Raw genomic sequence first — 26,698 nt, forward strand, 5'->3', positions numbered from 1 at the left:
ATAAGATCAGGCGATTACCCGGGCATCCCGCCAGGCGGCAATCTGTTCGATCGAATAACCCAGCTCGGTCAGTACCTGATCGGTATGCGCACCGACGCTGACGCCGATATGCCGTGGCGTATCCAGACCTGCCGAGAAACGGATCGGGCAGGCGATCTGCCGTTGCGGTTCGGCGCTGTCGCGCGGCACATCGGTGACCACACCGCGTGCCTGGAGCTGCGGATGCTCAACCGCCTCGGCTAGACTCAGCACCGGTTCGACGCAGGCATCCAGCGCAGCGAAACGCTCGCACCAGTCGGCGAAGTCGCGTTTATCAAATTCGTTTTGGATCTCGCGCTTGAGCGCCTGCTGATCTTCCGGTCGCAGGGACAGCCCACGGGCAGCCAGTTCGGGACGGCCGAGGGCCGCGCAAAACTGCTGCATGAATTGCGGTTCCAGGCTGCCCACCGAGAACCAGCGGCCGTCGCGGCTCTGGTAGTAGTCATAGAAGCTCCCGCCGTTGAGCGGCTGATTCTCCATCGCCGGCTCCACGCCGCAGGCCAGGTAGCCGGCACCGGCCATGGCATGCAGGCTAAAGGCACAGTCGGTCATGCTGATATCGACCTGCTGGCCCTGGCCTGTCACTTGACGCTGCACCACGGCGGCCAGCAGGCCGATCACTCCGTGCAGCGAACCGCCGGCAATGTCGGCGGCCTGAATGCCCAGCGGCAACGGCCCGCTGTCGCGCCGCCCGGTGTAACTGGCTAGGCCGGCCAGGGCCAGGTAGTTGATGTCATGACCGGCGCGATCCTTGTAGGGACCGGTTTGGCCGTAGCCGGTGATCGACACATAAATCAGCCGAGGGTTGATCGCCTTGAGTGCCTCGTAGCCCACGCCGAGCTTGTCCATCACCCCCGGACGGAACTGCTCGAGCACGATGTCGTAGTCCTGCACCAGCTGCTTGACCAGTTGCACCGCCTCGGGCTTCTTCAGGTCTAGGGCTATGCCGCGCTTGTTGCGGTTGAGGTAGGCATGGCTGGCCGACACGCCCTGATCATGCGGTGGCAGCACGCGTACCAGATCCATGCGCGAAGGCGACTCCACGCGCAACACGTCGGCACCCATGTCGGCCAGCAGCAGCGAAGCGAACGGCCCGGGCAACAGGGTGGAGAAATCCAGAATTTTCAGGGACGACAACGGACCGGACATGGCGGCTCCTTGGGCAATGACTGCCACGCAGGTTAGGCCAGCGCGGCAAGTTGCCTCAATGACACAGGCGTTCAGCATGCATTGACCAAATCGCGCGGCATGATCGCGGGCTTCCAGCGAGGGGACATTACGAGCTCTCGCAACCGCTCGCGTCATGCGCAGGGAATTTCCCCGCTATGATGCCGAGAATGTCCCTGAAACGCCGCGTCAACATGCACCGTACAGTGCTGGGAGCACGTCATGCAGCCTCTATATCCGGAAATAAAACCTTACGCCGTCCATACCCTGGCGGTCGATCACATCCATACCTTGCATATCGACGAAAGCGGCACGCCCGACGGCCTGCCGGTCGTGTTCGTACACGGCGGCCCTGGCGCCGGTTGCGATGCGCAGTCGCGCAGTTATTTCGACCCGAACCTGTATCGCATCATCACCTTTGATCAGCGTGGCTGCGGGCGCTCGACGCCCTTCGCCAGCCTGGAGAACAACACCACCTGGCATCTGGTCGATGACATGGAGCGCATTCGTGAGCACCTGGGTATCGACAAGTGGCTGCTGTTTGGCGGCTCCTGGGGCTCCACCCTGTCACTGGCCTATGCGCAGCGTCATCCCGAGCGCGTCCATGGCCTGGTATTGCGCGGCATCTTTCTCTGCCGTCCGCAGGAGTTTCATTGGTTCTACCAGGAAGGCGCCAGTCGGCTGTTCCCGGACTACTGGCAGGATTACCTGGCGCCGATTCCGCCCGCCGAGCGCGGCGAGCTGATGCAGGCCTTCTACAAGCGCCTGACCGGCGAAGACCAGATTGCCCAGATGCAGGCCGCCAAGGCGTGGTCGTGCTGGGAAGGGCGCACCGCAACCTTGCGGCCGAACCCGGAAGTGGTTGAGCGCTTCAACGAGCGGGCGCTGTCGATCGCCCGTATAGAGTGTCATTTCTTCATCAACAACGCCTTCCTTGAGCCGGATCAGCTGCTGCGCGACATGCACAAGATTGCCCATTTGCCGGGCATCATCGTGCACGGTCGCTACGACGTGATCTGCCCGTTGGACAATGCCTGGGCGCTGCACCAGGTATGGCCGAACAGTGAACTGCAGATCATTCGCGAGGCGGGCCATTCGGCAGGCGAGCGTGGCATCGTCGACGCGCTGGTGCGCGCCACGGACCAGATGGCCCGCCGCCTGCGCAAACTCCCCAAGGGTGAAGCATGAAGGCCTTGATTCAGCGTGTACGCGGCGCACGTGTCGAGGTCGGCGGAGAGATTGTCGGTGCCATCGACCAGGGGTTGCTGGCGCTGGTCGGCATCGAACCGCAGGACACCCCGGCGAGCGTCGCCAAGCTGCTCAAAAAACTGCTGAATTACCGGGTGTTCAGCGATGCCGAGGGGAAAATGAACCTGTCCCTCACGGATGTCGAGGGTGGCCTCCTGCTGGTCTCGCAATTCACCCTGGCGGCGGATACGAAAAGCGGTCTGCGGCCGAGCTTCTCCACGGCGGCAGCGCCTGCACTGGGTGAGCAACTATTTGATCACCTGGTTACGCTGGCGCGCGCCCAGCACCCGCAGGTCGCCACCGGCCGCTTCGGTGCCGACATGCAGGTGCACCTGGTCAATGACGGGCCGGTGACGTTCCTGTTGGAAAGCTGAAACCGGTCAGTTAGCGGCGAGTGCCTCAGCGATAAAGTCCAGCCGGTCCTGGCCAAAGTACAGCTGATCGCCGACAAAGAAGCTCGGCGCGCCGAATACGCCGCGCTTGACCGCCTCTTCGGTGCTGGTCTTCAGACGTTCCTTGACCTCGTCACTGCCGATTAGGTGTTGAAACTCCTCGCTCGACAGCCCGGCTGCTTCCAGGACCTCGGCAACCACTTCGGGCTTGCCGAGGTCCTTCTGATGGACCCAGATGCCTTCGAACATGGCTGTCATGTAGCGATCGAATTGCTCGCTGCCGAGATAACCAATCGCACCGCGCATCAGCTGCAGGGTATTGATGGGGAAGTGCGGATTGAAATTCATCGGCACCCCATAGCGTTTGGCGAAGCGCGCAAGATCTAGCAGCAAGTGGCGGCCTTTGGCCGGCACGGCCAGCGGGGGCGTGTTGCCGGTGGCCTTGAAGATGCCACCCAGCAGGATGGGTCGCCAGACGATCTCGGCATCGGTGTCAGCGGCGATGCGCGGCAATTGGGTCCAGGCCAGGTAAGAGGCTGGGCTGCCGAAATCAAACAGGAATTCCACGGTTCTGCTCATCTTGTTTTCCTTATGGGTGAGAGAAATCAGAAGGTTTCCGTCCAGGGTCGCAAATCCAGCTCATGCACCCAGCAGTCGCGGGGCTGGCAATGGATCTGCCAGTAGGTCTCGGCGATGTGCGCGGGGTTGAGGATGCCGTCCTGTGTCTTGCGTTGATACAGCTCTGGGAAGTTATCGCGAATAAACGCGGTATCGATGGCGCCGTCGATGATCGGGTGGGCGACATGGATGCCCTGTGGTCCGAGCTCACGGGCCATGCTCTGTGCCAAGGCTCGCAGGGCGAACTTGGCGCTGGCGAAGGCGGAAAAATTTGCCCGGCCGCGCAGCGAGGCGGTGGCGCCCGTGAAAATGATCGTGCCACGACCGCGCGGCAGCATGGCCTTTGCCGCTTCGCGCCCGGTGAGAAAACCCGCCAGGGCCGCCATTTCCCACACTTTGCGGTAAACCCGTTCGCTGGTCTCCGTAATGGAAAACTGCACATTGGCACCGATGTTGAAGATCACCGCGTCCAGCGGGCCAATCTCGCGCTCGATGTGCGTGAACAGTTCGATAACCTGGTCTTCGACCCGCGCATCGCAGCCGAACGCGTACGCCGTACCACCCTCGGCTTCGATGTCCGCAACCAGCGGCGCCAGTTTGCTCGCGTGGCGGCGGGCCACACAGGCGACATAGCCTTCGCGGGCGAAACGTTTGGCGATGGCGCCGCCGGTAGCGTCACCGGCGCCCATTACCAGTATGGCCTTGCCTTCGGTCATTGCGGCTCTCCTTTAGTTCTTATTTGGAACCCAGCCTGATACTCGGTTCCATTTCAGAACCTGTCAAGTTATGGTGAGCCATCGTTGTGGAGGATGATTGACAATGCGCTGGGAAGAACTCGATCAGCAGCCCTGTTCTTTGGCGCGCACGCTCTCGGTGGTTGGGGATCGCTGGACCCTGCTGGTGCTGCGCGAGTCGTTTTTGGGCATCCGTCGTTTCGATGAGTTCGAAGAACGCCTCGGCGTGACTCGCCATGTGCTGGCGAATCGCTTGAAGAAGCTGACCGAAGCTGGAGTGTTGAACAAGGTCGCCTATCAGCAGCGGCCGCTCCGCCAGGAGTATCGGTTGACGGCGAAGGGTCGCGATCTTTATCCCGCTGTGTTAGCTCTGGTGAATTGGGGAGACCGTTACATGGGCGGCGCTGAAGGTGCGCCGATTCGCCACCTGCATAGGACCTGCGGTCATCCTATGCAGGGCGTGCTGGTCTGTTCGGAGTGCGGCGAGCCGGTGGCGGCGCGTGATGTGGTGCTCGAAGAGGCGCCAGCGTTCAAGGGGCAGTTGCTGCCCGCGCACTGGCAGACCGAAGAAACGTCGTGAGGGCTAGAACAGGCGCGCCAGCAACGCCGTGACGGCAGTTTCCACCCGCATGATGCGCTCGCCCAGTTGCACCGGCTGCAAGCCGGCCTCGGCAAGTTTGTCCACTTCGTAAGGTATCCAGCCACCCTCTGGGCCGATGGCCAAGGTCACAGGCTGATTGAGAGGCAATCCGCGCGGGCAGGTTGGGTAGTCGCCTGGGTGGCCGACCAGGCCGAGCGTACCCGCTGCAAGAGCCGGCAGGCGGTCCTCGACGAAGGGCTTGAAACGTTTCTCGATGATTACGTCCGGCAGCACCGTATCGCGGGCTTGCTCCAGGCCCAGGATCAGCTGTTCGCGAATCGCCGTCGGTTCAAGGAAGGGCGTCTGCCAGAAGCTCTTTTCCACGCGGTAGCTGTTGAGCAGAATCAGGCGCGGTACACCCAGGGTGGCCACGGTTTGCAGCACACGCTTGAGCATTTTCGGGCGCGGGAGTGCGAGCAGCAGGGTCAGCGGCAGCTTGGGCGGTGGCGGCTGGTCGAAGCACACCTGTAGCTCGGCTTCCTGATTCTCCAGACGCAAAATTCGACCCTGGCCCATCAGGCCGCCCACGCGGCCAACGCGCAGGCTATCGCCAGCGTCGGCGCGGTGCACTTCATGGAGATGGGTCAGGCGCCGATCGCGCAGGATGGCGCGGTCGGCGCCAATGAAGTCGGCGTCGTCGAGCAGCAGCAGGTTCACGGGCGGGGTGCGGGCGGCTTGTCGGCGGTCTCTCCGTTGTGTTCTTCGACTTCCTCGGCTTCGGCCGTCTGGCGCTTGACCATGGCGCCGAAGAATACGCCGACTTCAAACAGCATCCACATCGGCACGGCCAGCAAGACTTGCGAGAACACATCCGGCGGAGTGAGGAACATGCCGACGATGAAGCAGCCGACGATCACGTAGGGGCGGCTCTTGCGCAGGGTTCCTACATCGACGATGCCGACCCAGATCAGCAGGAAGGTGGCGATGGGAATCTCGAAGGCCACGCCAAAGGCGAAGAACAGCGTGAGCACGAAATCCAGGTATTGGCCGATGTCGGTCATCATCGCCACGCCTTCGGGCGTCACGCTGGCGAAGAAGCCGAACATGATTGGAAACACCACGAAGTAGGCGAAGGCCATGCCGGCATAGAACAGCAGGATGCTGGACACTAGCAGGGGGACGGCGATGCGTTTCTCCTGCTTGTACAGGCCCGGCGCGATGAACCCCCAGATCTGTTGCAGCACAATCGGCATGCCGAGAAACAGCGACACCACCAGGGTCAGCTTGAACGGCGTGAGGAACGGTGAGGCCACCCCGGTGGCGATCATCGTGGCGCCTGCCGGCAGGTAGGCGCGCAGCGGAGCCGCCACCAAAGCGTAGATGTCCTGAGCGAAGTAGAACAGAGCCGCGAAGATCAGGAGGATGGCAATCACACAGCGCAGCAGGCGCGTGCGCAACTCGGTCAGGTGCGAGACCAGCGGCATTTCCTGGTCTTCGGGGGCGCGGGTGCTCATGGTTGTTGCGGTTTATCCTGGTGGCTGGTCGAGGCCGGCGGCTCGCTGATGGGCGCGACGGTAGGTGAAGGTTCGGCATCCGGGAGGATGCTGGGCGATGCAACCTGATCCGGTGTGGGGCTGGCCGGTTTGTCGGTCTGCGGCGCCAGGCCCAGGCTCTGCTTCATCTCGCGTTCAAGATCGAGGATGCGCTCGTTGTGCAGTTGTCGGCGGATTTCATCGGCACCGATTTCACGTTCCACTTCGTTCTTGATGTTGTTGAAGCTGCGCTTGAGCCGCCCGATCCATAGGCCTGCCTTGCGCGCGGCGTCGGGCAAACGCTCCGGGCCGAGCACAATCAAGGCAACCAGGGCGACCAGCAGCAGTTCGCTAAAGCCTACGTCAAACATGATTGAGCCTTATGGACGTGTGCGGGACGCAAGCTCAGTCTTTCTTGACCGGGTCTTCGACCTTGCGCGCTTCGCCGTTGATGGTTTGCCCCTTTTGCTCTTCTACCGTGGGCGTAGGCTTGTCATCGTCAGCGCCAACCGACTTGCGAAAGCCCTTGATCGCATCGCCAAGATCGGAACCCAGGCCCTTGAGGCGCTTGGTGCCGAACAGCATGACGACGATGAGCAGGATGATGAGCAGTTGCCAGATGCTGATGCCGCCGAGTCCCATGATGTGTCTCCGGGAAAGTGAATGTCAGGATTGCGAACGCGCGGCTTTTTCCGCGTGTCCGGAGAGGCCGAAACGCCGGTCCAGTTCGTCCAAGACGGCCTGTGGATGCTGGCCTAGTGCGGCGAGCATGACCAGACTGTGGAACCACAGGTCGGCAGTTTCGTAGATCAGGTCGTTGCAGTCGCCGCTGATGGCTGCGTCCTTGGCCGCAAGGATGGTTTCCACCGATTCCTCGCCAACCTTTTCGAGGATCTTGTTCAGCCCCTTATGATACAGGCTGGCCACATAAGAAGAATCAGGTGCGGCATTCTTGCGCGTTTCGAGTATGTCGGCCAGACGGTCGAGGGTGTCACTCATGAGTATGGCCCTTGTGATAGATGGCGTCGGGACTCTTCAATTGCAGGTCGACAGTCTCCCACGCACCGTCGCGGTAAACGCGGTAGAAACAGCTTTCCCGTCCGGTATGACAGGCGATGCCGCCCCGTTGCTCGACCTGCAGAATGACGACGTCGGCGTCGCAATCCAGGCGAATTTCATGCAGCGTCTGGACATGCCCGGATTCTTCGCCTTTGCGCCAGAGCTTGCCGCGCGAGCGTGACCAATAGATGGCGCGTTGTTCGCTGACCGTCAGCTGTAGAGCTTCACGGTTCATCCAGGCCATCATCAGGACGCGACCTGTCTTGTGATCCTGGGCGATGGCCGGCACTAGGCCGTCCTCGTTCCAGTTGATTTCATCCAGCCAGTCGTTCATTGCCTATCCGTTTACTACAAGGAGCTGTCAGGCAGCCCAAACAACAATCAGGTGAACAAGTGTGCCAGTCGGGCCAGTCGCTGGCTATCGACGAATGACGAGATATAACCCGGTGGTTGCCAATAGCCAGACCGGCCAAGCTTCCGGTGCGTTCAGTGCTTGGCTGCCCATGGCCAACACCGCGCCCCCCACCAGGAGAGCGGACCCGAGCAGGCGTAGAGCCCAGCCGTCGCGGCGGCGTTGCCAGGGTTCCGGGGCATCGGCCAGATGCGGACGTGACATGCGTTCGAGCAGATCACGGGTCATGGTGGCCAGGTGCGGCAACTGTTCCAGTTGTGATTTGGCCTGCAGCGCCAAGGTCTTGGGGCTCATGCGCTCGCGCATCCAGCGTTCCAGGAACGGTTTGGCGGTGCTCCACAGGTCGAGGTCCGGGTACAGCTGGCGCCCCAGACCTTCGATGTTGAGCAGGGTTTTTTGTAGCAGGACCAGCTGCGGCTGGATTTCCATGTTGAAACGGCGCGCGGTCTGGAACAGGCGCAGCAGCAGTTGGCCGAAAGAGATGTCCTTGAGCGGTTTCTCGAAGATCGGTTCGCACACCGTGCGGATCGCCGCTTCGAATTCGTTGACCTTGGTGTGCGCCGGCACCCAGCCGGAGTCGATGTGCAGCTGTGCCACCTTGCGGTAATCGCGCTTGAAGAAGGCCACCAGGTTGCGTGCCAGGTAATCCTGGTCTTCGGGGGTGAGGCTGCCGACGATGCCGCAGTCGATGGCGATGTAGCTGGGGTTCCACGGCTGCTGGACATTGACGAAGATATTGCCGGGGTGCATGTCGGCATGGAAGAAGCTGTCGCGGAACACCTGGGTAAAGAAGATCTCCACCCCCCGTTCGGCGAGCAGTTTCATGTCGGTGCGTTGTTCGCGCAGGGCGACCAGATCGGTGACGGGTACACCGTAGATGCGCTCCATGACCAGCACCTTGGGACGGCAGTAGTCCCAGTGGATCTGCGGCACATGGATCAGCGGCGAGTCGGCGAAGTTGCGCTTGAGCTGGCTGGCATTGGCCGCCTCGCGCAGCAGGTCGAGTTCGTCGTAGATGACCTTTTCATAATCGCTGACCACCTCGACCGGGTGCAGGCGGCGCGCTTCCCTGGAGACCCGTTCGGCCAGCCGTGCGAGCAGGAACAGCCAGGCCAGATCCTGGGCGATGATCGGCTTCAGGCCGGGGCGGATTACCTTGACCACTACCTCTTCGCCGCTGTGCAGTTTGGCACTGTGCACTTGCGCGACAGAGGCGGACGCCAGGGGCTGTTGTTCGAAGCGGGCAAACAAGACGGCAAGGGAGGCGCCGAGCTGGCTTTCGATCAGCGCTACGGCCTGCTCGGCAGGGAACGGCGGCACCCGATCCTGAAGCAGCGCCAGCTCGTCGGCAATGTCTTCAGGCAGCAGGTCGCGACGGGTGGAAAGGATCTGGCCGAACTTGATGAACACCGGCCCCAGGTGTTCCAGCGCCAGTCGCAGGCGAGCGCCTCGCGACGCGTGCACCTGGCGGCGCGGCAACCAGCGCCAGGGCAGCACATAGCCGGTCGAGCGCAGCCACCAGGGCAGCGGCAGTTCGTAGACCAGATCGTCCAGCCGGTACCGGATCACTACGAAGAGGATGCGCAGCAGGCGGCGCAGGGCGGCGAACAGCTTCATGGGGCAGTTTTGCGTCCTTGGATCAGGCGGTCGATGCGCGCATCGAGGCGGTCGAGCGTAAGTTTGAGGTGGTCAAGTTCGTCAAAACGTGCTTCGGCTTCCTGCGCACCCACCAGGCTGCGGGCTTCCTCAGCCAGGTAATCGGCCAGATCCAAACGCAGGCTGCCCAGGCTTTGCCCGGCCCAGCCGGCCAGGCTGCGCAATTGGTTGCCCAAAAGGTGACCGAGCACCGGGCCGAGCCATTCGCCCAACTGGTATTCCCAGTCCAATTCCAGATCCTGCAGGATGCCGGCGAGGTCGATCAACGCAGCGCTGTCGCCGTCCAGATCGACGTGCGGGCCGTGCAGTACCGCAACCTTGTCGTGGCTCAAGCCTAGACGCAGCAACTCACTGGCGGGTGCACGCAGCCGACAGTCGACGGGAGCGTCCCAGTGCTGGGCCAGGCGCAGCCCTTCGCCGTCGGGTAATACAAACAGCCGCAGGGCCGGCGACTGGCAGTCGATTTCGATGACTTTGCCGGACAGCCGCGCCAGGCGCGAGCCGGCGGTGGCATCTAAGGCCAGGACGCGGTTGAGCCCGCGTTCGATCCCAGCCAGCACCACGTGCAGCAGCATCAGGGTTTGATACCGCGGTGCAGCGCGACAATGCCGCCGGTCATGTTGTGATAGGTGACCCGCTCAAAGCCGGCCTCGACCATCATGCCCTTGAGGGTTTCCTGATCCGGGTGCATGCGGATCGACTCTGCCAGATAGCGGTAACTTTCCGAATCGTTGGTGATCAGCTTGCCGAACAGCGGCAGAGCGGTGAACGAGTAGGCGTCATAAGCCTTGGAAAACAGCGCGTTGGTCGGCTTGGAGAATTCTAGGATCAACAGGCGGCCACCCGGTTTGAGCACCCGCAGCATGGACGCGATGGCGTTTTCCTTGTGGGTGACGTTGCGCAGACCGAAGGCAATAGTGATGACGTCGAAGTGGTTGTCAGGGAAAGGCAGTTTTTCGGCATCGGCTTGAACGAAGCGCACATTGCCAGCCACGCCCTTGTCGAGCAGCTTGTCGCGGCCGACCTTGAGCATCGAAGCATTGATGTCAGCCAGCACCACTTCGCCGGTGGGGCCAACGATGCGCGAGAACTGGCGGGTCAGGTCGCCGGTGCCGCCCGCGATATCGAGAATGCGGTTGCCGGGGCGCGCGCCAGACAGCTCGATGGTGAAGCGTTTCCACAAACGGTGAACGCCGCCGGACATCAGGTCGTTCATCAGGTCGTATTTGGCAGCCACGGAATGGAAAACCTCGGCCACCTTCTGCGCCTTCTGGCTTTCCGGCACGCTTTTGTAGCCGAAATGAGTGGTGGGTTCGGCCTCGGGGCCTTTGCGTGGATCGGTCATGGCACTGTCACCGGCTGAAAAGTGGCGGTCATTCTACCCCTTGACGAAGGTGGCGACCATGGATGCGATCAGGTCGGCGACACGCCGAATGAGGTATATTCGCGCGTTTTTCGCGCCGTACAGGAATCCGTGATGGCCAAAATCCGTGTTGAACGCGCCCACCAACTTGATCGTCAGGCATTGCGCAATAAAGCCGAGCAACTGGCCGAGAGCCTGTCGCGTGATTATCAATTGAGCTGCCGCTGGCAGGGCGATGTGCTGCAAGTGCAGCGCAGTGGCGTAAAGGGCTCGATTGCCCTGGATGACCAGCGCGTGCGCGTGGAATTGCATCTGGGGTTGCTGTTGTCGCCACTGAGCGGGCGCCTGCAGAGTGAAATCGAAGCGGCGCTGGACAAGGCGCTGGTCTGATCGTGTTGAGCCGCAGACGATTTTCGTCATTAGGCTGTGGTTTCTAATTTGCCTCGCTACCTTGTTGATGAGCCCGCTGGTACAGGGCGATCCCTTCCGATTAGTGAGAGGTGCATCATGGACAAGGCAGCGTTGAAAAAAACCGACACCAGTCCGTCGCCGGTTGCGACTGTGGTCAAGCGTTCCGCCCGCCAGCTGTGGCTGGCCTATCTGGGAGCCTATGCGCGCCTGGGGCGTAGCGGCCTGGCTTATTTCAAGGACTTGGTCGAGCACGGCGAAGAAGCGGAAAACAAAGGCAAGCAGTTGCTCGACGAGCAACTCGACGCCGCCAGTGGCCAATTGAAAACGGTCAAAAGCAAAGTGGGTGCTCGGCTGGAGAAGGTGGAGCAGCGTGTCGGCACCCGTGTGGGCCGGGTGCTCAAGCGGGCTGGCGTGCCGACCCGTGGCGAAGTGGAGGACTTGTCGAGCAAGCTTGACGGGCTCAGCGAACTGCTGATCCGTACCGCTAAACCGTAACAGGAGGTCGCGTCATGGCTGGCATACGCAAGAAGGAAGGCACTTGGAGCGAGGACGTCGAAAAATACTCGCGGCAGATCTGGCTGGCAGGCCTGGGCGCTTATGCGAAGATCGGCGAAGATGGCAGCGCCCTGTTTGACGCCTTGGTTCGGGATGGCGAGCAGGCCGAGCAGCGGGTGCGCAGCGAAGTCGAGTCAGTGAAGAATGGCGCGCTTAGCCGGGTTGCCGAGGCGCGTGACAAGGCGTTGGGCAAGTGGAGCGCCTTGGAAGATGCGTTCGACAAACGCCTGAGTGGCGCCATTGCCCGCTTGGGCGTTCCGAGCCGGCTCGAATTGAAAGCGCTGAGCAGCCAAGTTGAAGTGTTGAGCCGGCAACTCGAGCAGATGAACGCACGGGCACTGCCTGAGCCCGTCAGCGACGTGGATGAAGCGCCCATTCGCCGGCGCCCTGAAACCCGCACGCCGGCAGCCAAAGCAAAGGCTGCTGCAGCCCCAGAAACTGCGCAGCTGCCAGTAACTACAGCGAAGCCAAAGACGCGCAAGGCACCTGCCAAGCCCAAACCAGCGAAGCAGGCCAAGCCAGTCGAGCAACCCGAGCAGACGGTGCAGTCCGCATCGGCCGCACCGACTGTAGAGACCGCGCCCAGCGAACAGAGCGTCAATCAAGCGGAATGAGGTCACAGCCCAGCTTCGGCTGGGCTGTTTGTTTTTCGGATTCACCGCACGGCAGGCCAGCGGTCAGCCAGGCCGGATCAGCCGGTTCGATAGCGCTGGGCCAGGTCCGCCGTGTCCCGTTGTGATTCCTCCGACAGGTGAGGTGTCACCAGCATCATCACCTGATAGATAACCTGCTCGATCCCGCCTTGCTGGCCGAGAATACGCTGATAGTCGAGGGCAAACAGCAGCGTCAGGGTGATCTGCTCGACCAGCTGTGCCAATACCGGTGGCTCACCCCGCAGTCTGGCCTGCCCCTGCAGTTGGCCCAGCACGGTGGCTAGGCAGTGCTTGAGCTGCTTGAGCCAGGCGCGCACGCCGCGTGCCAGGGCCGGCATGCGTACCGCCAGGTTGGCCAGGTCCTGGAACAGGAAGCGGTAGTCGGCCAACCGTTCCACGATGAGCTCCAGGAACAGCCAGTAATCTTCGATATCCAGCTGTGCCTGGGCGGGGGGCGGTTCCAGTAACGGCGCCAGGTCGTTGCGAAAGCGTTCGAAAAGCGCGAGGACCAGCGCCTCTTTGCCGCGAAAGTGGTAGTACAGGTTGCCTGGGCTGATGCCCAGTTCGGTGGCCACTTCCAGCGTCGAGACATTCGGTTCGCCACGGGTATTGAAGCAATGCAGGGCGCAGTCGAGGATGCGGTCGCGGGTTTTCATCGGTGGGCTCACTCGTCGACCACATAGCGCCCGGGTGCTGCATCCAGTTCCGGATAGCGCTCGCTGCCCAGCACGGTACGCGCTGCCTGCAAGGGACCGGAGCGGGCCTGGATCCAGCTCAGCCATTCTGGCCACCAACTGCCAGGCCGCTGTTCGGCTTGCGCAAACCAGGAGCGCGGATCGCTTTCCTCACAGTCGGATTCCTGGAAGTGCGCTTTGGGGTTGCTATCCGGCGGGTTGATGATGCTCTGCACATGTCCGCTGTTGGCGAGAACGAAACGGCGCTTGCCGCCGAGCAGCAAGGCCGAGCGATAGACTGCTTCCCATGGCGTGATGTGATCGGTGATGCCGCCCACGCTGAAGCTGTCGACATCGACCTTGCTCAGGTCCAGTGGCGTGCCGCAGATTTCCAGTGCTCCGGGGCGGGCCAGCGGGTTATGTTTGAACAGATCGATCAGTTCGCCATGCAGAGCCGCTGGCAGGCGCGTGTTGTCATTGTTCCAATGCAGGATGTCGAAGGCCGGTGGTAGGCGACCCAGCAGGTAATTATTGATCCAGTAAGTCCAGATCAACTCATTGGGACGCATCCAGGAAAATATCCGCGTCATTTCCCGACCATCCAACACGCCGCGTTGGTAAGAGCGACGCTTCGCGGCCTCCAGGGTTTCTTCGTCCAAGAACAACAGCGGCTGGGATTCGATGCGACTGTCCAGCAGGCTGACCAGGTAACTGGCGCTGGCCACGTGCTGCAGTTTTCGCCGGGCTTGCAGGTGACCTTGCAAGGCCGCGCTGGTCAGGCCGCCGGCGCACGCCCCAAGCAGGCCGACTTGGCCCGCCCCGCCAATGGCTCGGCACGCATCAAAAGCCTGGCGCAGTGCTTGCACATAACTGGAAAGCCCCCACTCACGGTGCCGGCTATCAGGGTTGCGCCAACTGACCATGAAGACTTGCAAGCCATTGGCCAGGCAATACTGGACAAAGCTCTTCTGTGGGCTGAGGTCGAAAATATAAAACTTGTTGATCTGCGGCGGCACGATCATCACCGGCACAGCATGCTGCTCGGCGGTTTGCGGTCGGTACTGAATCAGCTCAAGCAGTTCATTGCGATACACCACGGCGCCTGGAGTGGTGGCCAGGTTCTCGCCCAGGCGAAATGCGGTAGGGTCGACTTGCCTGGGCAGCAATTGGTTGTGGCGCAGGTCATTCAGCAGCTGAGTAGCGCCGCGCAGCACACTCTGGCCGCCCGTATCAAAACACTCCTTGATGGCCAGGGGATTGAGCAATGTATTAGAGGGCGCCAGGGCATTGCTCAGTTGCAGGCACAGAAAGCGTGCACGGGCACGATCATCAGCGGACAGCGCGCTTTGCTCGACCCATTCCAGCAACTGCGCCTGAGACGCCAAATAGCTCTGCAGGCCGCGTCGATAGAGGGGGTTCCTTTGCCAGGTGGGGTCCATGAATCGTGGGTCGTCGCTGTTAACCTGATGAGGTGTTGCCCCCAGCAACAGGATGCGGCCCAGTTGCCGGCCCAGGCGCAGCCCATGCCGGACGTTGTGCAGGGGATGCCGGATGCTTTGGCTGACCAGCGTGCGTACGGTGGAAAAAAGATCGCGACCATGCAGGCCGACGATGGCATTTTGCGCGTGGATATATGTCGGGGCGGGTTGCGTGGCCACCTCGGTAAGTTCTTGCATGCTCAACGCTCCTTGTTGAATTCGTACGGTCAGACGGCCTGGGGGTGCATAACCGCGCGTTGGGGCTCTTCTTCCAGAAAGCCCATGATGATCGGGGCCACCACAGCGGCGCGGGTGATTAAAAACAAATGACCATCGTCGATCACATGCAACACGGCATTGGGGATGCGCCAGGCCAGCAAGCGCATGTTGACCAGGGGAATAATGGGATCATCGTCCCCAGCCAGCACGAGGGTTGGCTGGCGGATGCGATGCAGCCAGTGCGCGCTGGTCCAGCCGAGCCCGGCGAACATCTGCCAGTAATAACCCAGCTTGCCGCCGGAGCGGATCTTGCTGGCATGGGACATAGCCAGTTCAGGGTCGCGCCGGAAGGCACCGCCATAAATATCCGCCGCGATGTGCACGGTATAGGACGGCTGCAGGTAACGCCGTGGACTTGCCATGCGCCACAGCACCTTGGGCTTGCCGGGAATCATCAGGGCACCGGCTGACGTAGCAGCCAGAACCAGTTTCTTGCAGCGTTCCGGGTAGTCGTAGGCGAACTGCTGGGCTAGAGCGCCACCCCAGGAAACGCCAATGACGTTGACCTGTCCGTAATCGAGATAGTCGAGCATCCGCGCGATCAGCTTGGCCAGACCGCGAAAACGGTAGGGCAGCGTCGGTGTGGAGGAGCCACCAACGCCGGGCACATCGAAGGCAATGACCTCCAGTTCGGGGTTGAGTGCCTTGACAAAGGGCAGCACCAACTCAAGGTTGGCGCCGATGCCATTGCAGATCAGTAACGGCGGCACGTCCAGGTTGCCTGGACGCACTGCGGTGCGCAGGAGTTGCCCGTCGAGGTTGATGGTGCGGAACACAAACGGCTGCGTCATGCGCCTGTCCCTAAACATGTGTTGGGGGGAGCGATGACCTGCACTTGGCGCAGGTCATCGCCGGGTTTCAATGGACGTGTACGATGTCAACGCTCGTGAACATAGGTGCCAGGCGCTGCCTCTGCCGGTGCATAGGTTTTATTGCCGAGCCGGCGCGGGGCTTTTTTCAACTCGCCGGAGCGTGCCTGTTGCCAGTCGCGCCAATGCAGCCACCAGCTGTCGCGTTGTTTGCTGGCGGTGGTTTGCCAAGCTTCGGGATTCTCTTCCAATGGGAGTCCATGCAGATAGCTGGCCTTTGGATTACCTGGTGGGTTGAGAATGCTTTGCACGTGGCCACTGTTGGACAGCACAAACTCACAGTGTTCGCCAAACAGGCGCGCCGATTTGTAGCAGGCCTGCCACGGCGTGATGTGATCGTTGGTGCCGGCAACGCAGAAAATCTCGCTGTCGATTTTTTGCATGTCAATTAGCGTGCCACAGACCTCGAGGGCATTCGGGCGAGGCAAGGGATTGTTCTGGAACAGTTCGATCATGTCCGCATGCAGCGCGGCGGGCAGGCGGGTGGTGTCGTTGTTCCAATAGAGAATGTCGAACGCCGGTGGCTCGTTGCCCAGCAGATAGTTATTGACCCAGTAATTCCAGATCAGGTCGTTGGGACGCAGCCAGGCGAAGACTTTGGCCAGTTCGCGCCCTTCCAGTACACCCAACTTCTGTGAGCGGCGCTTGGCGGCCAGCAGGGTCTTGTCGTCGATGAACAGCGAATATTGACTGTCGAAGTCGGTGTCCAGCACGCTGACCATCAAGGTCAGGGCCTTGACCTTAGCCTCGCCCAGGGCTGCGTAATGCCCCAGTAGCGTGGTGGCGGTGAGGCCGCCGGAGCAGGCACCCAGCATGTTCAGGTCGGCGCTGCCGGTAATCGCCAGGACGGCATCCACCGCTTCCTTGAGGGCATTGATGTAGTGGTCCAAGCCCCAGTGGCTGTGGCTCTTGGTCGGATTGCGCCAGCTGACGATGAAGGTTTGCAGGCCGCTGTCCAGACTGAAGCGGGCCAGGCTTTTGTCGGCGCTGAGATCAAAGACGTAGAACTTGTTGATTTGCGGCGGGACCACCAGCAGAGGGCGCTCATGCACGCTTTCGGTCGTGGGCTGGTAATGGATCAGCTCGAGCAACTCGTTGCGAAAGACCACCGCACCGGGCGTGGTGGCCAGGTTCTTGCCAACTTCGAAGGCTTCCTTGTTGACCTGGCTGGGCATGCCCCCATTGTTGAGTGCATCGTGGGTCAGGTGGGCCATTCCGTCCACCAGGCTCTTGCCGCCCGTTTCGAAGAAACGCTTGAGTGCCGCCGGATTGGCCAGAGTGTTGGTGGGTGACATGGCTTCGGTGAGCAGGCTGATGATGAAATGCCCACGGCGGATGTCATGTTCTGGCAAGGCGCTGTTTTCGAGCCAGTCATGCAGCTCGTTGCGCCAGGCCAGATAGATTTGCTGATAGCGACGATAAAGGGGATTGAGCGCCCAGGCCGGATCAGTGAAGCGGCGGTCATCGGTCGCCGGGCGCAGCGTGGATTGGCCGAGCAGGACATTTTTCAGCTCGACGCTGAAACGGGCAATGTGGCGGACGCTGTGTAGCGGCTGGCGGATGGTTTGAGCCAGCACAGTGCGGGATGAATTGAAGATGTCTTGGCCACGCAGACCGATCATCGGGTGCGGTTTGCAGGCTTGTGAATTAAGGGGTTGCAGGTCTGGTTGCGGACTGCTCATGAGAAGCTCCATCTTCTGACAAGAGTGGTCGTGCCAACGCGAATCTGGCGACGACAGAGGTGCCGTCCCGGAAGGGTGGGACGGCACCGCGAAAAACAGCCACTGCTATATAGGCGATTCCACGCAGCTTGCCAGTTTTGAGATGAGCTTTTTCCAATCGTTAGGGCGGTTGCCGCCTACAAAACAGCAGCGGGATGAACGGTGCGCACGCCTACAAGGCAGGCACACCGCGGGAAGGGATGTGAAGAAGGCTTACAGCATCAGTTTGACGATGGATTCGCTGGGATCACGGGAGCGACCAGCGGCGGTCAGTTGTTGCAGATAGTCGGCCCAAAGCTCCTCCTGGCGAGTGGCCAGTTGGTACAGGTAATCCCAGCTGTACAGACCACTGTCATGACCGTCGTCGAAGATCAATTTCAGCGCATAGTTGCCGGTCGGCTCGACACCCGTCAGGCCGACTTGCTGCTTGCCGTACTGCAGCACTGGATTGCCGTGGCCCTGAACTTCGGCCGAGGGTGAATGCACCCGCAGGAATTCGGCGCTCAGGGTGTAGCACTCGCTGCCGTAATGCAGTTCCAGGGTTTTGGAGGCTTTGTGCAACTTGATGGCGGTAGGGATGTGCATCGGTAGCTCCATGCTCCAGGCTCCGAGCGGCGGGCCCCAAGCCAAGCGCTCTGCTGTCGCTTGCTACTTGAAGCTTGCCGCTGGAGGCTACGTTAAAGGATGTAGCGTGACAGGTCTTCGTCCTGGGCCAGCTCGCCGAGGTGAGCGTTGACGTAGGCGGCATCGATGCGGATCGGCTGATCGCTGTGCTGAGCCGCCAGGTCGCCTGCGCTGAACGACACCTCCTCGAGGAGGCGCTCCAGCAGTGTATGCAGACGCCGGGCGCCGATGTTCTCGGTCTTTTCATTGACCTGCCAGGCGATCTCGGCGATGCGTTGGATGCCGTCCTGGGCAAACTCGATGTTCAGCCCCTCGGTCTGCAGCAGTGCGCTGTATTGCTCAGTCAGCGAGGCGTGCGGCTCGGTCAGGATACGCTCGAAGTCCTGTGGCGACAGAGGCTTGAGTTCGACGCGAATGGGCAGACGACCTTGCAGCTCCGGCACCAGATCGCTCGGCCTGGAGAGGTGGAAGGCACCCGAGGCGATGAACAGGATGTGGTCGGTTTTGACCATGCCCAGCTTGGTATTCACCGTGGAACCTTCGATCAGGGGCAGCAGGTCGCGCTGTACGCCCTCGCGGGACACGTCGGCGCCACCGGTGTTACCGCGTTTGGCCACCTTGTCGATCTCGTCGATAAAGACGATGCCATGCTGTTCCACCGCTTCCAGGGCGCGCGCCTTGAGATCCTCTTCATTGACCAGGCGTGCGGCTTCCTCGTCGCGCACCAGTTTCAGCGCTTCCTTGATCTTCAGCTTGCGGCTCTTCTTCTTGCCTTTGGCCATGCCGGAGAACAGGTTTTGCAGCTGGCTGGTCATCTCTTCCATGCCCGGCGGGGTCATGATCTCGATGCCGGCGGGAATCTCCGCCACTTCAATGTCGATTTCCTTGTCGTCCAGCTGTCCTTCGCGCAGACGCTTACGGAACAGCTGGCGGGTATTGGAATCGCCGCTGGGAATCGGGTCTTCGTTGAAACCGGCGCGGGCCGGTGGCAACAAGGCATCGAGAATGCGCTCTTCGGCAGCATCCTCGGCGCGGTGCCGCATCTTCTGCACTTCCTGCTCGCGGAGCATTTTCAGCGCGGCATCGGCCAGGTCACGAATGATTGACTCGACGTCGCGGCCGACATAGCCAACTTCGGTGAATTTGGTCGCCTCGACCTTGAGGAACGGAGCATTCGCCAGCTTGGCCAGGCGACGGGCGATTTCAGTCTTGCCGACACCCGTTGGGCCGATCATCAGGATGTTTTTGGGGGTGACCTCCTGGCGAAGGTCGGCGGGCAACTGCATGCGCCGCCAGCGGTTGCGCAGCGCAATGGCGACGGCGCGCTTCGCCTCGTCCTGGCCGATGATGTGGCGGTTGAGTTCGTGAACGATCTCACGGGGCGTCATGGACATGCTGGGGTACTCCGGAGTGGGCTGGCGGTTCAAACCGCGGAGTCCAGCTCTTCAATGGTGAGGTTCTGGTTGGTAAAGACACAAATGCTGCCGGCGATGTTCAACGCTGTTTCGGCGATTTCGCGGGCGGACAGGTTGGCCTCGGCCTTTTGCAACAGCGCCAGGGCTGCCGCCTGGGCAAAGCCGCCACCGGAACCCATGGCGATCAGCCCATGTTCGGGTTCGACCACGTCGCCGTTGCCGGTGATGATCAGCGAGGCGTCCTTGTTGGCCACGGCCAGCATTGCCTCCAGGCGGCTTAACGTACGGTCGGTGCGCCATTCCTTGGCCAATTCGACCGCCGCGCGCACCAGGTGTCCCTGGTGTTTTTCCAATTGACCCTCAAAACGCTCAAACAGCGTGAAGGCATCGGCGGTGGCGCCGGCAAAACCGGCCAGCACCTGACCGTGATAGAGATGACGGACCTTCTTGGCATTGCCTTTCATCACGGTGTTGCCCAGGGAAACCTGGCCGTCGCCACCCATGACGACTTTGCCGTTGCGGCGGACTGAAACGATGGTGGTCAAGGCGCGTACTCCTGCAGATTGAACCGGGAATAGCAGCCTATATGGGGATGGGGTTGTTGTGCTTCAAGCAAAGGTCGCAGGTGCGTAACAAAAACCGACGAGCACACCGTAGAAAACACAGGGGTGGTGTGACGTGCGGCGCTTTTTTTTTGAGCGAGATACGCAGCATGTCCGACCTCATCGAGGCCGGACATGCGCACTGGCGCGAAGTTACTGCACCTTGCGTTGCTGCGGCAGCAGATTGCTGAAGCCATTGCTGCTCAGCTGTTTTTGCGCGCTGTTCATCTGCTCGCGGCTGTTGAAGGGCCCGACCAGCACGCGGTGCCAGGTGCGATCGCCCACCGTGCCGGATTCCAGCCGTGCCACCTGCCCGATCAAGGTCACCTGAGCCCTTACGCTTTCAGCCTGGGCGCGGGTCTGGAAAGACCCTGCCTGCAGGAAGAATTGGTGGGTGGCAGGCACTGCCGTTGCTACACGCGGAGGCGGTGGTGGAATCTTGCCGCTGAGCGCAGCCAGGGCGCGCTCGGTGTCGATTTTCGCCGCTTCCTGCGGAGTTACCGGTTTGGCAGCCGGCTTCGGTGCTGGAGCCGGCGGGGTGCGGGGCAGGCTTTCCGGGGGAACGATGACTTCCGACTCGGGGAGCAGGGTATAGAAGTCATATTTGGGTTTGGCCGGCTGTTGTTCTTTTGCTGGTTTCGCATTCTTGTGTGCCTGCTCGACCGGGCGCTTGATGCTGTCTTTGCCTGGCTCGAGGCTCATGAGAAACATTACGAAGCCACCGATGACCAAGCCGCACGCCAGCCACACCCACCCCGGTACCGGCTTTTGCGCCGGAGCCTGGGGGCGGCTGGCGCCGCGCTTGGGGGCGGGTTTCTTGCGTGCGGCGGCCATTTACATGCGCTCCAGAGGTTCCAGGCCGAGCAGTTGCAGACCCTGCTTGAGGGTGCGGCCGGTCAATGCGGCCAGGCGCAGACGGCTCTGCCGGGTGGCCTCCTCTTCGGCGGAGAGAATCGGGCAGTGCTCGTAGAAGCTGGAGAACAGCCCGGCCAGATCGTACAGGTAGGCGCACAGTAGGTGCGGCACGCCTTTCTCGCCAACGTTATTCAGCACTTCGCCAAACTGCGCCAGCTTGGCGGCAAGGGCTTGTTCCTGTTCGGCCACCAGGTCGATCTGGCCGTCCACCTCATCGATGCCCTTGCCCAGTTTGCGGAACACGCTGGCCACACGGGTGTAGGCATACAGAAGATAAGGCGCCGTGTTGCCTTCGAAGCTGAGCATCTGTTCGAAGTTGAAGCTGTAGTCGCTGGTGCGGTGCTTGGACAGGTCGGCGTATTTGACCGCGCCAATGCCCACAGCACGGGCAATCTGGCGCAGTTCGGCGTCGTCCAGTTCGGGGTTTTTGCCCTTGACCAGGTCGTAGGCGCGCTGTTCGGCTTCGTCGAGCAGGTCGATCAGCTTCACCGTGCCGCCGTCGCGAGTCTTGAACGGACGGCCATCGGCGCCGTTCATGGTGCCGAAGCCCATGTGCTCAAGGCGCATGCCGTCATGCACGAAACCAGCGCGGCGCGCCACCTCGAAGGCCATCTGGAAGTGCAGGGCCTGACGCTGATCAACGAAATACAGGGCGCGATCAGCCTTCAGGCTGGCGCTGCGGTAGCGCATGGCGGCCAGGTCCGTGGTGGCATACAGGTAGCCGCCACCGGCTTTCTGCACGATGACCGGCAAAGGATTGCCTTCGGCGTTCTGGAACTCGTCGAGGAAGACGCACTGGGCGCCTTGGTCCTCGGTGAGCAGGTCCTTGTCGCGCAGCGCATTGACGATGCCCGGCAGCTCGGCGTTATAGGCACTTTCGCCCTTGACGTCGGCAGGGGTCAGTTTGACGTTGAGGCGCTCATAGACCTTTTGGCAGTGCGAGAGGGAAATTTCGTTGAAGCGCGTCCACAGTCGCAGGCACTCGGGATCTTCGGCCTGCAGCTTGACCACCAGCTCGCGGGCGCGGTCTGCGAAGGCCGGCGAGTCATCGAAGCGCGTCTTGGCGGCGCGGTAGAACTGTTCAAGATCGGACAGTTCGCTTTCGGCGGCGGCCGGGTTTTCTTCCAGGTAGGCCAACAGCATGCCGAACTGGGTGCCCCAGTCGCCCACGTGGTTCTGGCGGATCACCTCATCGCCGAGAAACTCCAGTACGCGGCCTACGGCGTCGCCGATGATGGTCGAGCGCAGGTGGCCGACGTGCATTTCCTTGGCCAGGTTAGGCGAGGACAGGTCAATTACCACCTTTTCGCGAGCGCTGCCCTTGCGTACGCCGAGACGCGCATCGGCAAGCGCGGCTTCTAGGCGCTGGGCGAGCATGTCGGAATTCTGGAAGAAATTGAGGAAACCCGGGCCGGCGATAGCCACCTTGCTGATGGCCGGGTCGGCCGGCAGGGCGGCGATCAGTTTTTCCGCCAGCTCGCGTGGCTTCATGCCGGCCGGCTTGGCCAGCATCATGGCGATGTTGCTGGCAAAGTCGCCGTGGCTCTTGTCCTTGGTGTTCTCCACCTGGATTGCCGGCGTCAGGCCTTCAGGGAGCACGCCGTCTGTCGTGAGGCGGGTGAGGGCTTGCTGGATCAGGTGGCGAATGCTGTCTTTCATCGGTGTGCTCGTCGGCCCCAAGGCTTTGTTCAAAAACCGCACATTATAGAAGCAGCGGTGACTGGCAAGCCACCGGCTGCAGGTAATAGTCGACGCGACTTCTTGAATCCGGCGTGGTTGCTCTGTGTGACCAGTACTGGAACAGTCTAGAAAAGATCGATGGGATCAATATCCAGCGACCAGCGTACCGAGCGGCTGCCAGGTAGCGTTTCAACGTAGGGCAGCCAGGCGTGCAGCAGGCGATGCAGCGGAACCCGCGCGCTGCCTTGTATCAACAGCTGCGCGCGATAACGCCCGGCTCTCCGTTCCATGGGCGCGGGCACCGGTCCCAGCAGCTCGATGCCTTGCAGACCCAGTTCATCCATGAGTTGTTCGGCCTGCAGGTAGGCTTGGTCGAGGAAGTCTTCGGCCTGTCCCGGCTTGTGTGCCTCGGCGCGCAAGAGGGCGAGGTGACTGAACGGAGGAAGCCCGGCGGCGCGACGCTCACTCAGGGCTTGTTCGGCAAAGGCGAAGTAGCCCTGTTCGGTGAGTTGCACCAGCAGGGGGTGCTCGGCCAAATGCGTCTGGATGATGACCTTGCCGGCTTCTTCGGCCCGTCCGGCGCGCCCGGCAACCTGCACGATCAATTGGGCCATGCGTTCCGGGGCGCGGAAGTCGGCAGAGAACAGCCCGCCATCGGCATCCAGAATCGCCACCAGGGTCACCCGCGGGAAGTGGTGCCCCTTGGCAAGCATCTGCGTGCCGACCAAGACACAGGGCTCGCCGCGATTAATGGTGCTGAGCAGTTCTTCAATGGCGCCTTTGCGTGAAGTGCTGTCGCGGTCGATGCGCAGAACCGGGTAGTCGGGAAACAGAATGCTGAGCCGTTCTTCGGCACGCTCGGTTCCAGCACCGACCGGACGCAGGTCGACATGATTGCAAGACGGACAATTGCGTGGCGGCCGCTCGACATGACCGCAGTGATGACAGCGCAGTTCATTGTGGCGTTGATGCAGGGTCATGCGTGCATCGCAGCGCGGGCATTGGCTGAGCCAGCCGCAGTCGTGGCAGAGCAGGGTTGGCGCGAAACCACGGCGGTTGAGAAAGACCAGGACTTGTTGGCCCGCTTCGAGGGTCTGGCGCATCGCTTGTTGCAGCGGGCCAGAAATTCCCGAGTCGAGCGGCAGGCTTTTTATATCCAATCGCAAAAAGCGTGGTGCCTGCGCGCCGCCGGCCCGCTGGGTGAGCTTGAGCAGCCCATAGCGTCCCGCCTCGGCATTGTGCAGGCTCTCCAGCGAAGGGGTGGCTGAACCGAGAACGATCGGCAGGTTTTCCTGGTGGGCGCGCACCAGCGCCAGGTCACGGGCGTGGTAGCGCAAGCCTTCCTGCTGTTTATAGGAGGCGTCGTGTTCCTCGTCGATGATAATCAGTCCTGGGTTTTTCAGGGGCGTGAACAGGGCTGAACGAGTGCCGATGACAATATCGGCCTCGCCATCGCGAGCCGCCAGCCAGGCGTCCAGGCGTTCGCGGTCATTCACGTTGGAGTGCAGCAGGGCGATGCGGGCGTTGAAGCGCTGTTCAAAACGCGCGAGGGTTTGCGGTCCTAGGTTGATCTCGGGAATCAGCACCAAGGCCTGCTTGCCGGCTTCCAGGGTTTCACGGATCAGTTGCAGGTACACCTCGGTCTTGCCGCTGCCGGTAACGCCGGCGAGGAGCGACGCCTGAAAACTGCCGAAACCCGCACGAATGGCTTCGTAGGCCGCGCGCTGTTCTGCATTCAGCGGTAACTCCGGCTGGGCCAGCCAGCCACCATTGTGCACACGGGGCGCACGGCGGCGCGTCTCGGTTCGCAGCAGGTTTTTTTCCAGTAGCAACTCAAGGCTGTCGCGGTTTAATTGCAGTGTGCTCAGCAGGCTATGTCGCACCCCTTGGGGATGCTGGAGCACCGCTTTGAGGGCTTCGCGCTGGCGCGGTGCTCGGCTTAGGCGCGGGTCATCAATGCGGGCGCCTTCGACCGGTAACCAGATTCGTTCCTGACGCACTTCAGCCGGCTCACCCTGGCGAAGCAGCGTTGGCAGGGCCCAGCTCAGGGTATCGCCAAGACTGTGTTGATAGTACTGCGCAGTCCACAGGCACAACTTGAGCAACGCGGGAGGCAGTGGGGGTTCTGAGTCGAGCAGCTCCAGTGCTGGCTTGAGCTTGTCCGGCGGTACGTCACTTTGCTGTGTGACCTCAACCAAGACCCCCACAATTTCGCGGCGACCGAACGGTACGCGTAGACGTGCGCCGGGCTGGAGCACAGAGGGTGGCACGTCGGCGGGAGCGAGGTAGTCGAACAGCCTGCGCAAGGGTGAAGGCAGGGCGAGGCGGAGAATAAGGTCGGGCACGCAGTCGATCCCTGGCAAGTGAGCGATGATCTTATCAGGAGTGGGTGAAGGCGTTCGCGGGCAACGCCTGGTAAGCACAGGGGGAACGAGAGGAATAAATGGCAGGATTGCTGTCGGGACAAATTTGTTTTTGAGCCTTGATCTTGTATGGTTGCAGGCTTTCGTCAATCTGGGTAACGAGTGCTTTCATGAAGTCTGTCGAAGAGCAGCTGGCGCTGATCAAGCGCGGTGCGGATGAGATTCTGATCGAGGCTGAGCTGGTCGAAAAGCTCAAGCGCGGGCAGCCACTAAGAATCAAGGCAGGCTTCGACCCGACCGCTCCTGATCTGCACCTAGGGCATACCGTGCTTATTAATAAGCTGCGGCAGTTCCAGGACCTCGGCCATCAGGTTGTTTTCCTGATCGGCGACTTCACCGGCATGATCGGTGATCCGAGCGGCAAAAGTGCTACCCGCCCGCCGTTGACCCGCGAGCAGGTGCTTGAGAATGCCGAAACCTACAAGACCCAGGTATTCAAGATCCTCGACCCGGCTAAGACTGAGGTGGCCTTCAACTCCACCTGGATGGATCAGTTGAGTCCTGCTGACTTCATTCGCCTGTCATCTCAGTACACCGTGGCGCGTATGCTCGAGCGCGACGATTTCAGCAAGCGTTACACCTCCAATCAGCCGATTGCTATTCATGAGTTCCTCTATCCGTTGGTCCAGGGTTATGACTCTGTGGCTTTGCGTGCGGACATGGAGCTGGGCGGCACTGATCAGAAGTTCAACCTGCTGATGGGTCGCGAGCTACAGCGCGCCTATGGTCAAGAGCCGCAGTGCATTCTGACCATGCCGCTGCTCGAGGGGCTGGACGGCGTGAAGAAGATGTCCAAGTCGCTGGGTAACTATGTAGGCATCCAGGAAGCGCCGGGCGTGATGTACAACAAGCTGGTGTCGCTGCCGGATTCGATGATGTGGCGCTACTTTGAATTGCTGAGCTTCCGCTCGATGGAAGAGATCGAGCAGTTCAAGCGAGATGTCGAGCGAGGCGCCAATCCGCGCGATATCAAGATCAAGCTGGCCGAGGAGCTTGTTGCTCGATTCCATGGCGAGGAAGCGGCCGCAACAGCGCATCGCTCTGCGGGTAATCGCATGAAGGACGGTGAGCTGCCGGAGGATCTCCCTGAAATCGAATTGTTGGCTTCAGAAGATATGCCGATCTCTTCCGTGCTGAATAAGGCAGGCCTGGTTAAGAACGCGGCCGGTGCCCGCGACCTGCTGAATGCCGGCAGTGTAAAAGTGGACGGAGAGCCGGTGGATCGGGGGTTCATGTTCAGGCTGGGCAGTAGCCATGTTTGCCAGGCGGGCAAGAAGGCGTTTGCCCGAATCACCCTTAAAGCAGAATAGGCTAAAATAACCATTGACGGCAGAATCCAGCGGCCTATAATGCGCCCCACTTCCGGTGCAGGCCTTACTGAAAACTCCTTGTAGATCAATGAGTTAAGCGGTTTGAAGAGTATCGGAAGCTTCGCTTTTCGAAGCGAAGGCGGTGCGAGGTTGGAGTTGACAGCGGCTCAGGTTGCTGTAGAATTCGCCTCCCGCTACCGAGCTGGGGTTTGCTTCGGTCGGTAGCGCAAGTGGTTGAGAAGGTTGAAAAAAATCTTCAAAAACAACTTGACGGCAAGTAAGGCTGCTG

The 26,698-nt window shown here is 61.2% G+C and carries 30 protein-coding genes; 7 read left to right on the plus strand and 23 right to left on the minus strand.

Annotation, left to right across the window (positions count from 1 at the left end; all coding sequences use genetic code 11):
• Positions 1–6: 6 nt before the first annotated feature.
• On the minus strand, positions 7–1,188 hold the full coding sequence (locus H9642_RS07430) for a CaiB/BaiF CoA transferase family protein (RefSeq protein ID WP_251835782.1): 1,182 nt from the start codon (positions 1,186–1,188) through the stop codon (positions 7–9).
• A gap of 240 nt (positions 1,189–1,428) precedes the next feature.
• Between H9642_RS07430 and pip the strand changes: the two genes are divergently transcribed.
• Positions 1,429–2,394 carry a prolyl aminopeptidase gene (gene pip / locus H9642_RS07435; RefSeq protein WP_251835783.1) on the plus strand — a complete coding sequence of 322 codons (966 nt, stop codon included), beginning with the start codon at positions 1,429–1,431 and terminating at the stop codon, positions 2,392–2,394.
• Positions 2,391–2,828: a D-aminoacyl-tRNA deacylase gene (dtd, locus tag H9642_RS07440; RefSeq protein ID WP_251835784.1), complete on the plus strand. Its 438-nt coding sequence runs from the start codon at positions 2,391–2,393 to the stop codon at positions 2,826–2,828. The genes pip and dtd overlap by 4 nt, the downstream gene beginning before the upstream one ends.
• Before the next feature lie 6 nt (positions 2,829–2,834).
• Here the strand turns inward: dtd and H9642_RS07445 are convergent, their stop codons facing one another.
• Both H9642_RS07445 and H9642_RS07450 read right to left on the minus strand, forming a co-directional pair.
• On the minus strand, positions 2,835–3,425 hold the full coding sequence (locus H9642_RS07445) for a 2-hydroxychromene-2-carboxylate isomerase (protein WP_251835785.1): 591 nt from the start codon (positions 3,423–3,425) through the stop codon (positions 2,835–2,837).
• 26 nt (positions 3,426–3,451) lie between these two features.
• Positions 3,452–4,180: an SDR family oxidoreductase gene (locus tag H9642_RS07450; RefSeq protein ID WP_251835786.1), complete on the minus strand. Its 729-nt coding sequence runs from the start codon at positions 4,178–4,180 to the stop codon at positions 3,452–3,454.
• A gap of 103 nt (positions 4,181–4,283) precedes the next feature.
• On the opposite strand from H9642_RS07450, the gene H9642_RS07455 reads away from it, so the two are divergent.
• Positions 4,284–4,778 carry a winged helix-turn-helix transcriptional regulator gene (locus H9642_RS07455; RefSeq protein WP_251835787.1) on the plus strand — a complete coding sequence of 165 codons (495 nt, stop codon included), beginning with the start codon at positions 4,284–4,286 and terminating at the stop codon, positions 4,776–4,778.
• A gap of 3 nt (positions 4,779–4,781) precedes the next feature.
• Here the strand turns inward: H9642_RS07455 and H9642_RS07460 are convergent, their stop codons facing one another.
• The 9 genes from H9642_RS07460 to ubiE form a co-directional block, all read right to left on the minus strand.
• On the minus strand, positions 4,782–5,495 hold the full coding sequence (locus H9642_RS07460) for a 16S rRNA (uracil(1498)-N(3))-methyltransferase (RefSeq protein WP_251835788.1): 714 nt from the start codon (positions 5,493–5,495) through the stop codon (positions 4,782–4,784).
• A complete protein-coding gene (gene tatC, locus H9642_RS07465) occupies positions 5,492–6,292 on the minus strand; it encodes a twin-arginine translocase subunit TatC (RefSeq protein ID WP_251835789.1) in 801 nt (266 codons plus the stop codon). Before tatC ends, H9642_RS07460 begins: the two co-directional genes overlap by 4 nt.
• Entirely contained in the window at positions 6,289–6,681 is a 393-nt protein-coding gene (gene tatB, locus H9642_RS07470; protein WP_251835790.1) for a Sec-independent protein translocase protein TatB, read from the minus strand. The genes tatC and tatB overlap by 4 nt, the downstream gene beginning before the upstream one ends.
• Before the next feature lie 34 nt (positions 6,682–6,715).
• Positions 6,716–6,952: a twin-arginine translocase TatA/TatE family subunit gene (tatA, locus tag H9642_RS07475; RefSeq protein WP_251835791.1), complete on the minus strand. Its 237-nt coding sequence runs from the start codon at positions 6,950–6,952 to the stop codon at positions 6,716–6,718.
• Between the two features lie 24 nt (positions 6,953–6,976).
• A complete protein-coding gene (locus H9642_RS07480) occupies positions 6,977–7,309 on the minus strand; it encodes a phosphoribosyl-ATP diphosphatase (RefSeq protein ID WP_251835792.1) in 333 nt (110 codons plus the stop codon).
• Complete coding sequence (gene hisI / locus H9642_RS07485; protein ID WP_251835793.1) at positions 7,302–7,703, minus strand: phosphoribosyl-AMP cyclohydrolase; 402 nt, start codon at positions 7,701–7,703, stop codon at positions 7,302–7,304. The genes H9642_RS07480 and hisI overlap by 8 nt, the downstream gene beginning before the upstream one ends.
• Before the next feature lie 84 nt (positions 7,704–7,787).
• Complete coding sequence (gene ubiB / locus H9642_RS07490; RefSeq protein ID WP_251835794.1) at positions 7,788–9,398, minus strand: ubiquinone biosynthesis regulatory protein kinase UbiB; 1,611 nt, start codon at positions 9,396–9,398, stop codon at positions 7,788–7,790.
• Complete coding sequence (locus tag H9642_RS07495) at positions 9,395–10,012, minus strand: ubiquinone biosynthesis accessory factor UbiJ (protein ID WP_251835795.1); 618 nt, start codon at positions 10,010–10,012, stop codon at positions 9,395–9,397. Before H9642_RS07495 ends, ubiB begins: the two co-directional genes overlap by 4 nt.
• Positions 10,012–10,782 carry a bifunctional demethylmenaquinone methyltransferase/2-methoxy-6-polyprenyl-1,4-benzoquinol methylase UbiE gene (gene ubiE / locus H9642_RS07500; RefSeq protein ID WP_251835796.1) on the minus strand — a complete coding sequence of 257 codons (771 nt, stop codon included), beginning with the start codon at positions 10,780–10,782 and terminating at the stop codon, positions 10,012–10,014. The genes H9642_RS07495 and ubiE overlap by 1 nt, the downstream gene beginning before the upstream one ends.
• A gap of 132 nt (positions 10,783–10,914) precedes the next feature.
• On the opposite strand from ubiE, the gene H9642_RS07505 reads away from it, so the two are divergent.
• The 3 genes from H9642_RS07505 to H9642_RS07515 all read left to right on the plus strand — a co-directional run bounded on the left by H9642_RS07505 (position 10,915) and on the right by H9642_RS07515 (position 12,380).
• A complete protein-coding gene (locus H9642_RS07505) occupies positions 10,915–11,190 on the plus strand; it encodes a polyhydroxyalkanoic acid system family protein (RefSeq protein WP_251835797.1) in 276 nt (91 codons plus the stop codon).
• 117 nt (positions 11,191–11,307) lie between these two features.
• Positions 11,308–11,706, plus strand: coding sequence for a phasin family protein (locus H9642_RS07510; protein ID WP_251835798.1), 399 nt, complete (start codon positions 11,308–11,310; stop codon positions 11,704–11,706).
• A 14-nt stretch (positions 11,707–11,720) separates the two neighbouring features.
• Positions 11,721–12,380 (plus strand): phasin family protein, encoded by a 660-nt coding sequence (locus H9642_RS07515; protein WP_251835799.1) that lies wholly within the window; start codon positions 11,721–11,723, stop codon positions 12,378–12,380.
• 77 nt (positions 12,381–12,457) lie between these two features.
• Here the strand turns inward: H9642_RS07515 and H9642_RS07520 are convergent, their stop codons facing one another.
• The 10 genes from H9642_RS07520 to H9642_RS07565 form a co-directional block, all read right to left on the minus strand.
• Positions 12,458–13,075, minus strand: coding sequence for a TetR/AcrR family transcriptional regulator (locus H9642_RS07520; protein ID WP_251835800.1), 618 nt, complete (start codon positions 13,073–13,075; stop codon positions 12,458–12,460).
• Positions 13,076–13,083: 8 nt separating this feature from the next.
• Positions 13,084–14,769: a class II poly(R)-hydroxyalkanoic acid synthase gene (gene phaC, locus H9642_RS07525; protein ID WP_251835801.1), complete on the minus strand. Its 1,686-nt coding sequence runs from the start codon at positions 14,767–14,769 to the stop codon at positions 13,084–13,086.
• A 29-nt stretch (positions 14,770–14,798) separates the two neighbouring features.
• Entirely contained in the window at positions 14,799–15,641 is an 843-nt protein-coding gene (gene phaZ / locus H9642_RS07530) for a poly(3-hydroxyalkanoate) depolymerase (protein WP_251835802.1), read from the minus strand.
• An 86-nt stretch (positions 15,642–15,727) separates the two neighbouring features.
• A complete protein-coding gene (gene phaC, locus H9642_RS07535) occupies positions 15,728–17,401 on the minus strand; it encodes a class II poly(R)-hydroxyalkanoic acid synthase (protein WP_251835803.1) in 1,674 nt (557 codons plus the stop codon).
• Between the two features lie 252 nt (positions 17,402–17,653).
• Positions 17,654–18,025 (minus strand): gamma-butyrobetaine hydroxylase family protein, encoded by a 372-nt coding sequence (locus tag H9642_RS07540; protein ID WP_251835804.1) that lies wholly within the window; start codon positions 18,023–18,025, stop codon positions 17,654–17,656.
• 92 nt (positions 18,026–18,117) lie between these two features.
• On the minus strand, positions 18,118–19,458 hold the full coding sequence (gene hslU / locus H9642_RS07545; RefSeq protein ID WP_251835805.1) for an ATP-dependent protease ATPase subunit HslU: 1,341 nt from the start codon (positions 19,456–19,458) through the stop codon (positions 18,118–18,120).
• A gap of 29 nt (positions 19,459–19,487) precedes the next feature.
• Positions 19,488–20,024, minus strand: a complete 537-nt coding sequence (hslV, locus tag H9642_RS07550) for an ATP-dependent protease subunit HslV (RefSeq protein ID WP_251835806.1) — start codon at positions 20,022–20,024, stop codon at positions 19,488–19,490.
• A gap of 210 nt (positions 20,025–20,234) precedes the next feature.
• Entirely contained in the window at positions 20,235–20,915 is a 681-nt protein-coding gene (locus H9642_RS07555; RefSeq protein ID WP_251835807.1) for an SPOR domain-containing protein, read from the minus strand.
• Positions 20,916–22,655: an arginine--tRNA ligase gene (argS, locus tag H9642_RS07560; RefSeq protein WP_251835808.1), complete on the minus strand. Its 1,740-nt coding sequence runs from the start codon at positions 22,653–22,655 to the stop codon at positions 20,916–20,918.
• A 146-nt stretch (positions 22,656–22,801) separates the two neighbouring features.
• Positions 22,802–25,021, minus strand: coding sequence for a primosomal protein N' (locus H9642_RS07565; protein WP_251835809.1), 2,220 nt, complete (start codon positions 25,019–25,021; stop codon positions 22,802–22,804).
• Positions 25,022–25,209: 188 nt separating this feature from the next.
• Here H9642_RS07565 and tyrS point away from each other — a divergent pair, with 188 nt between their 5' ends.
• The gene (tyrS, locus tag H9642_RS07570; RefSeq protein ID WP_251835810.1) at positions 25,210–26,409 is read left to right on the plus strand and encodes a tyrosine--tRNA ligase; all 1,200 of its coding nucleotides are present in this window, start codon (positions 25,210–25,212) and stop codon (positions 26,407–26,409) included.
• A 93-nt stretch (positions 26,410–26,502) separates the two neighbouring features.
• Here the strand turns inward: tyrS and H9642_RS07575 are convergent.
• Positions 26,503–26,698: hypothetical protein (locus tag H9642_RS07575; RefSeq protein WP_251835811.1), on the minus strand; the 196-nt coding region annotated here is incomplete at its 5' end.

Origin of the sequence: Serpens gallinarum (genome assembly GCF_014836765.1) — a bacterium.
Taxonomy (GTDB): domain Bacteria; phylum Pseudomonadota; class Gammaproteobacteria; order Pseudomonadales; family Pseudomonadaceae; genus Serpens; species Serpens gallinarum.

Coding starts and splice junctions, on each gene's coding strand:
- H9642_RS07520 (WP_251835800.1), bottom strand. CDS start 13,075: ATGAAAACCCGCGACCGCATCCTCGACTGCGCCCTGCATTGCTTCAAT.
- ubiB (WP_251835794.1), bottom strand. CDS start 9,398: ATGAAGCTGTTCGCCGCCCTGCGCCGCCTGCTGCGCATCCTCTTCGTA.
- H9642_RS07430 (WP_251835782.1), bottom strand. CDS start 1,188: ATGTCCGGTCCGTTGTCGTCCCTGAAAATTCTGGATTTCTCCACCCTG.
- H9642_RS07505 (WP_251835797.1), top strand. CDS start 10,915: ATGGCCAAAATCCGTGTTGAACGCGCCCACCAACTTGATCGTCAGGCA.
- H9642_RS07480 (WP_251835792.1), bottom strand. CDS start 7,309: ATGAGTGACACCCTCGACCGTCTGGCCGACATACTCGAAACGCGCAAG.
- phaC (WP_251835801.1), bottom strand. CDS start 14,769: ATGCAAGAACTTACCGAGGTGGCCACGCAACCCGCCCCGACATATATC.
- ubiE (WP_251835796.1), bottom strand. CDS start 10,782: ATGACCGATCCACGCAAAGGCCCCGAGGCCGAACCCACCACTCATTTC.
- tatB (WP_251835790.1), bottom strand. CDS start 6,681: ATGTTTGACGTAGGCTTTAGCGAACTGCTGCTGGTCGCCCTGGTTGCC.
- dtd (WP_251835784.1), top strand. CDS start 2,391: ATGAAGGCCTTGATTCAGCGTGTACGCGGCGCACGTGTCGAGGTCGGC.
- phaZ (WP_251835802.1), bottom strand. CDS start 15,641: ATGACGCAGCCGTTTGTGTTCCGCACCATCAACCTCGACGGGCAACTC.
- H9642_RS07540 (WP_251835804.1), bottom strand. CDS start 18,025: ATGCACATCCCTACCGCCATCAAGTTGCACAAAGCCTCCAAAACCCTG.
- pip (WP_251835783.1), top strand. CDS start 1,429: ATGCAGCCTCTATATCCGGAAATAAAACCTTACGCCGTCCATACCCTG.
- phaC (WP_251835803.1), bottom strand. CDS start 17,401: ATGAGCAGTCCGCAACCAGACCTGCAACCCCTTAATTCACAAGCCTGC.
- H9642_RS07455 (WP_251835787.1), top strand. CDS start 4,284: ATGCGCTGGGAAGAACTCGATCAGCAGCCCTGTTCTTTGGCGCGCACG.
- tatA (WP_251835791.1), bottom strand. CDS start 6,952: ATGGGACTCGGCGGCATCAGCATCTGGCAACTGCTCATCATCCTGCTC.
- hslU (WP_251835805.1), bottom strand. CDS start 19,458: ATGTCCATGACGCCCCGTGAGATCGTTCACGAACTCAACCGCCACATC.
- tatC (WP_251835789.1), bottom strand. CDS start 6,292: ATGAGCACCCGCGCCCCCGAAGACCAGGAAATGCCGCTGGTCTCGCAC.
- hisI (WP_251835793.1), bottom strand. CDS start 7,703: ATGAACGACTGGCTGGATGAAATCAACTGGAACGAGGACGGCCTAGTG.
- H9642_RS07510 (WP_251835798.1), top strand. CDS start 11,308: ATGGACAAGGCAGCGTTGAAAAAAACCGACACCAGTCCGTCGCCGGTT.
- H9642_RS07515 (WP_251835799.1), top strand. CDS start 11,721: ATGGCTGGCATACGCAAGAAGGAAGGCACTTGGAGCGAGGACGTCGAA.
- H9642_RS07555 (WP_251835807.1), bottom strand. CDS start 20,915: ATGGCCGCCGCACGCAAGAAACCCGCCCCCAAGCGCGGCGCCAGCCGC.
- tyrS (WP_251835810.1), top strand. CDS start 25,210: ATGAAGTCTGTCGAAGAGCAGCTGGCGCTGATCAAGCGCGGTGCGGAT.
- H9642_RS07495 (WP_251835795.1), bottom strand. CDS start 10,012: ATGCTGCTGCACGTGGTGCTGGCTGGGATCGAACGCGGGCTCAACCGC.
- argS (WP_251835808.1), bottom strand. CDS start 22,655: ATGAAAGACAGCATTCGCCACCTGATCCAGCAAGCCCTCACCCGCCTC.
- H9642_RS07450 (WP_251835786.1), bottom strand. CDS start 4,180: ATGACCGAAGGCAAGGCCATACTGGTAATGGGCGCCGGTGACGCTACC.
- H9642_RS07445 (WP_251835785.1), bottom strand. CDS start 3,425: ATGAGCAGAACCGTGGAATTCCTGTTTGATTTCGGCAGCCCAGCCTCT.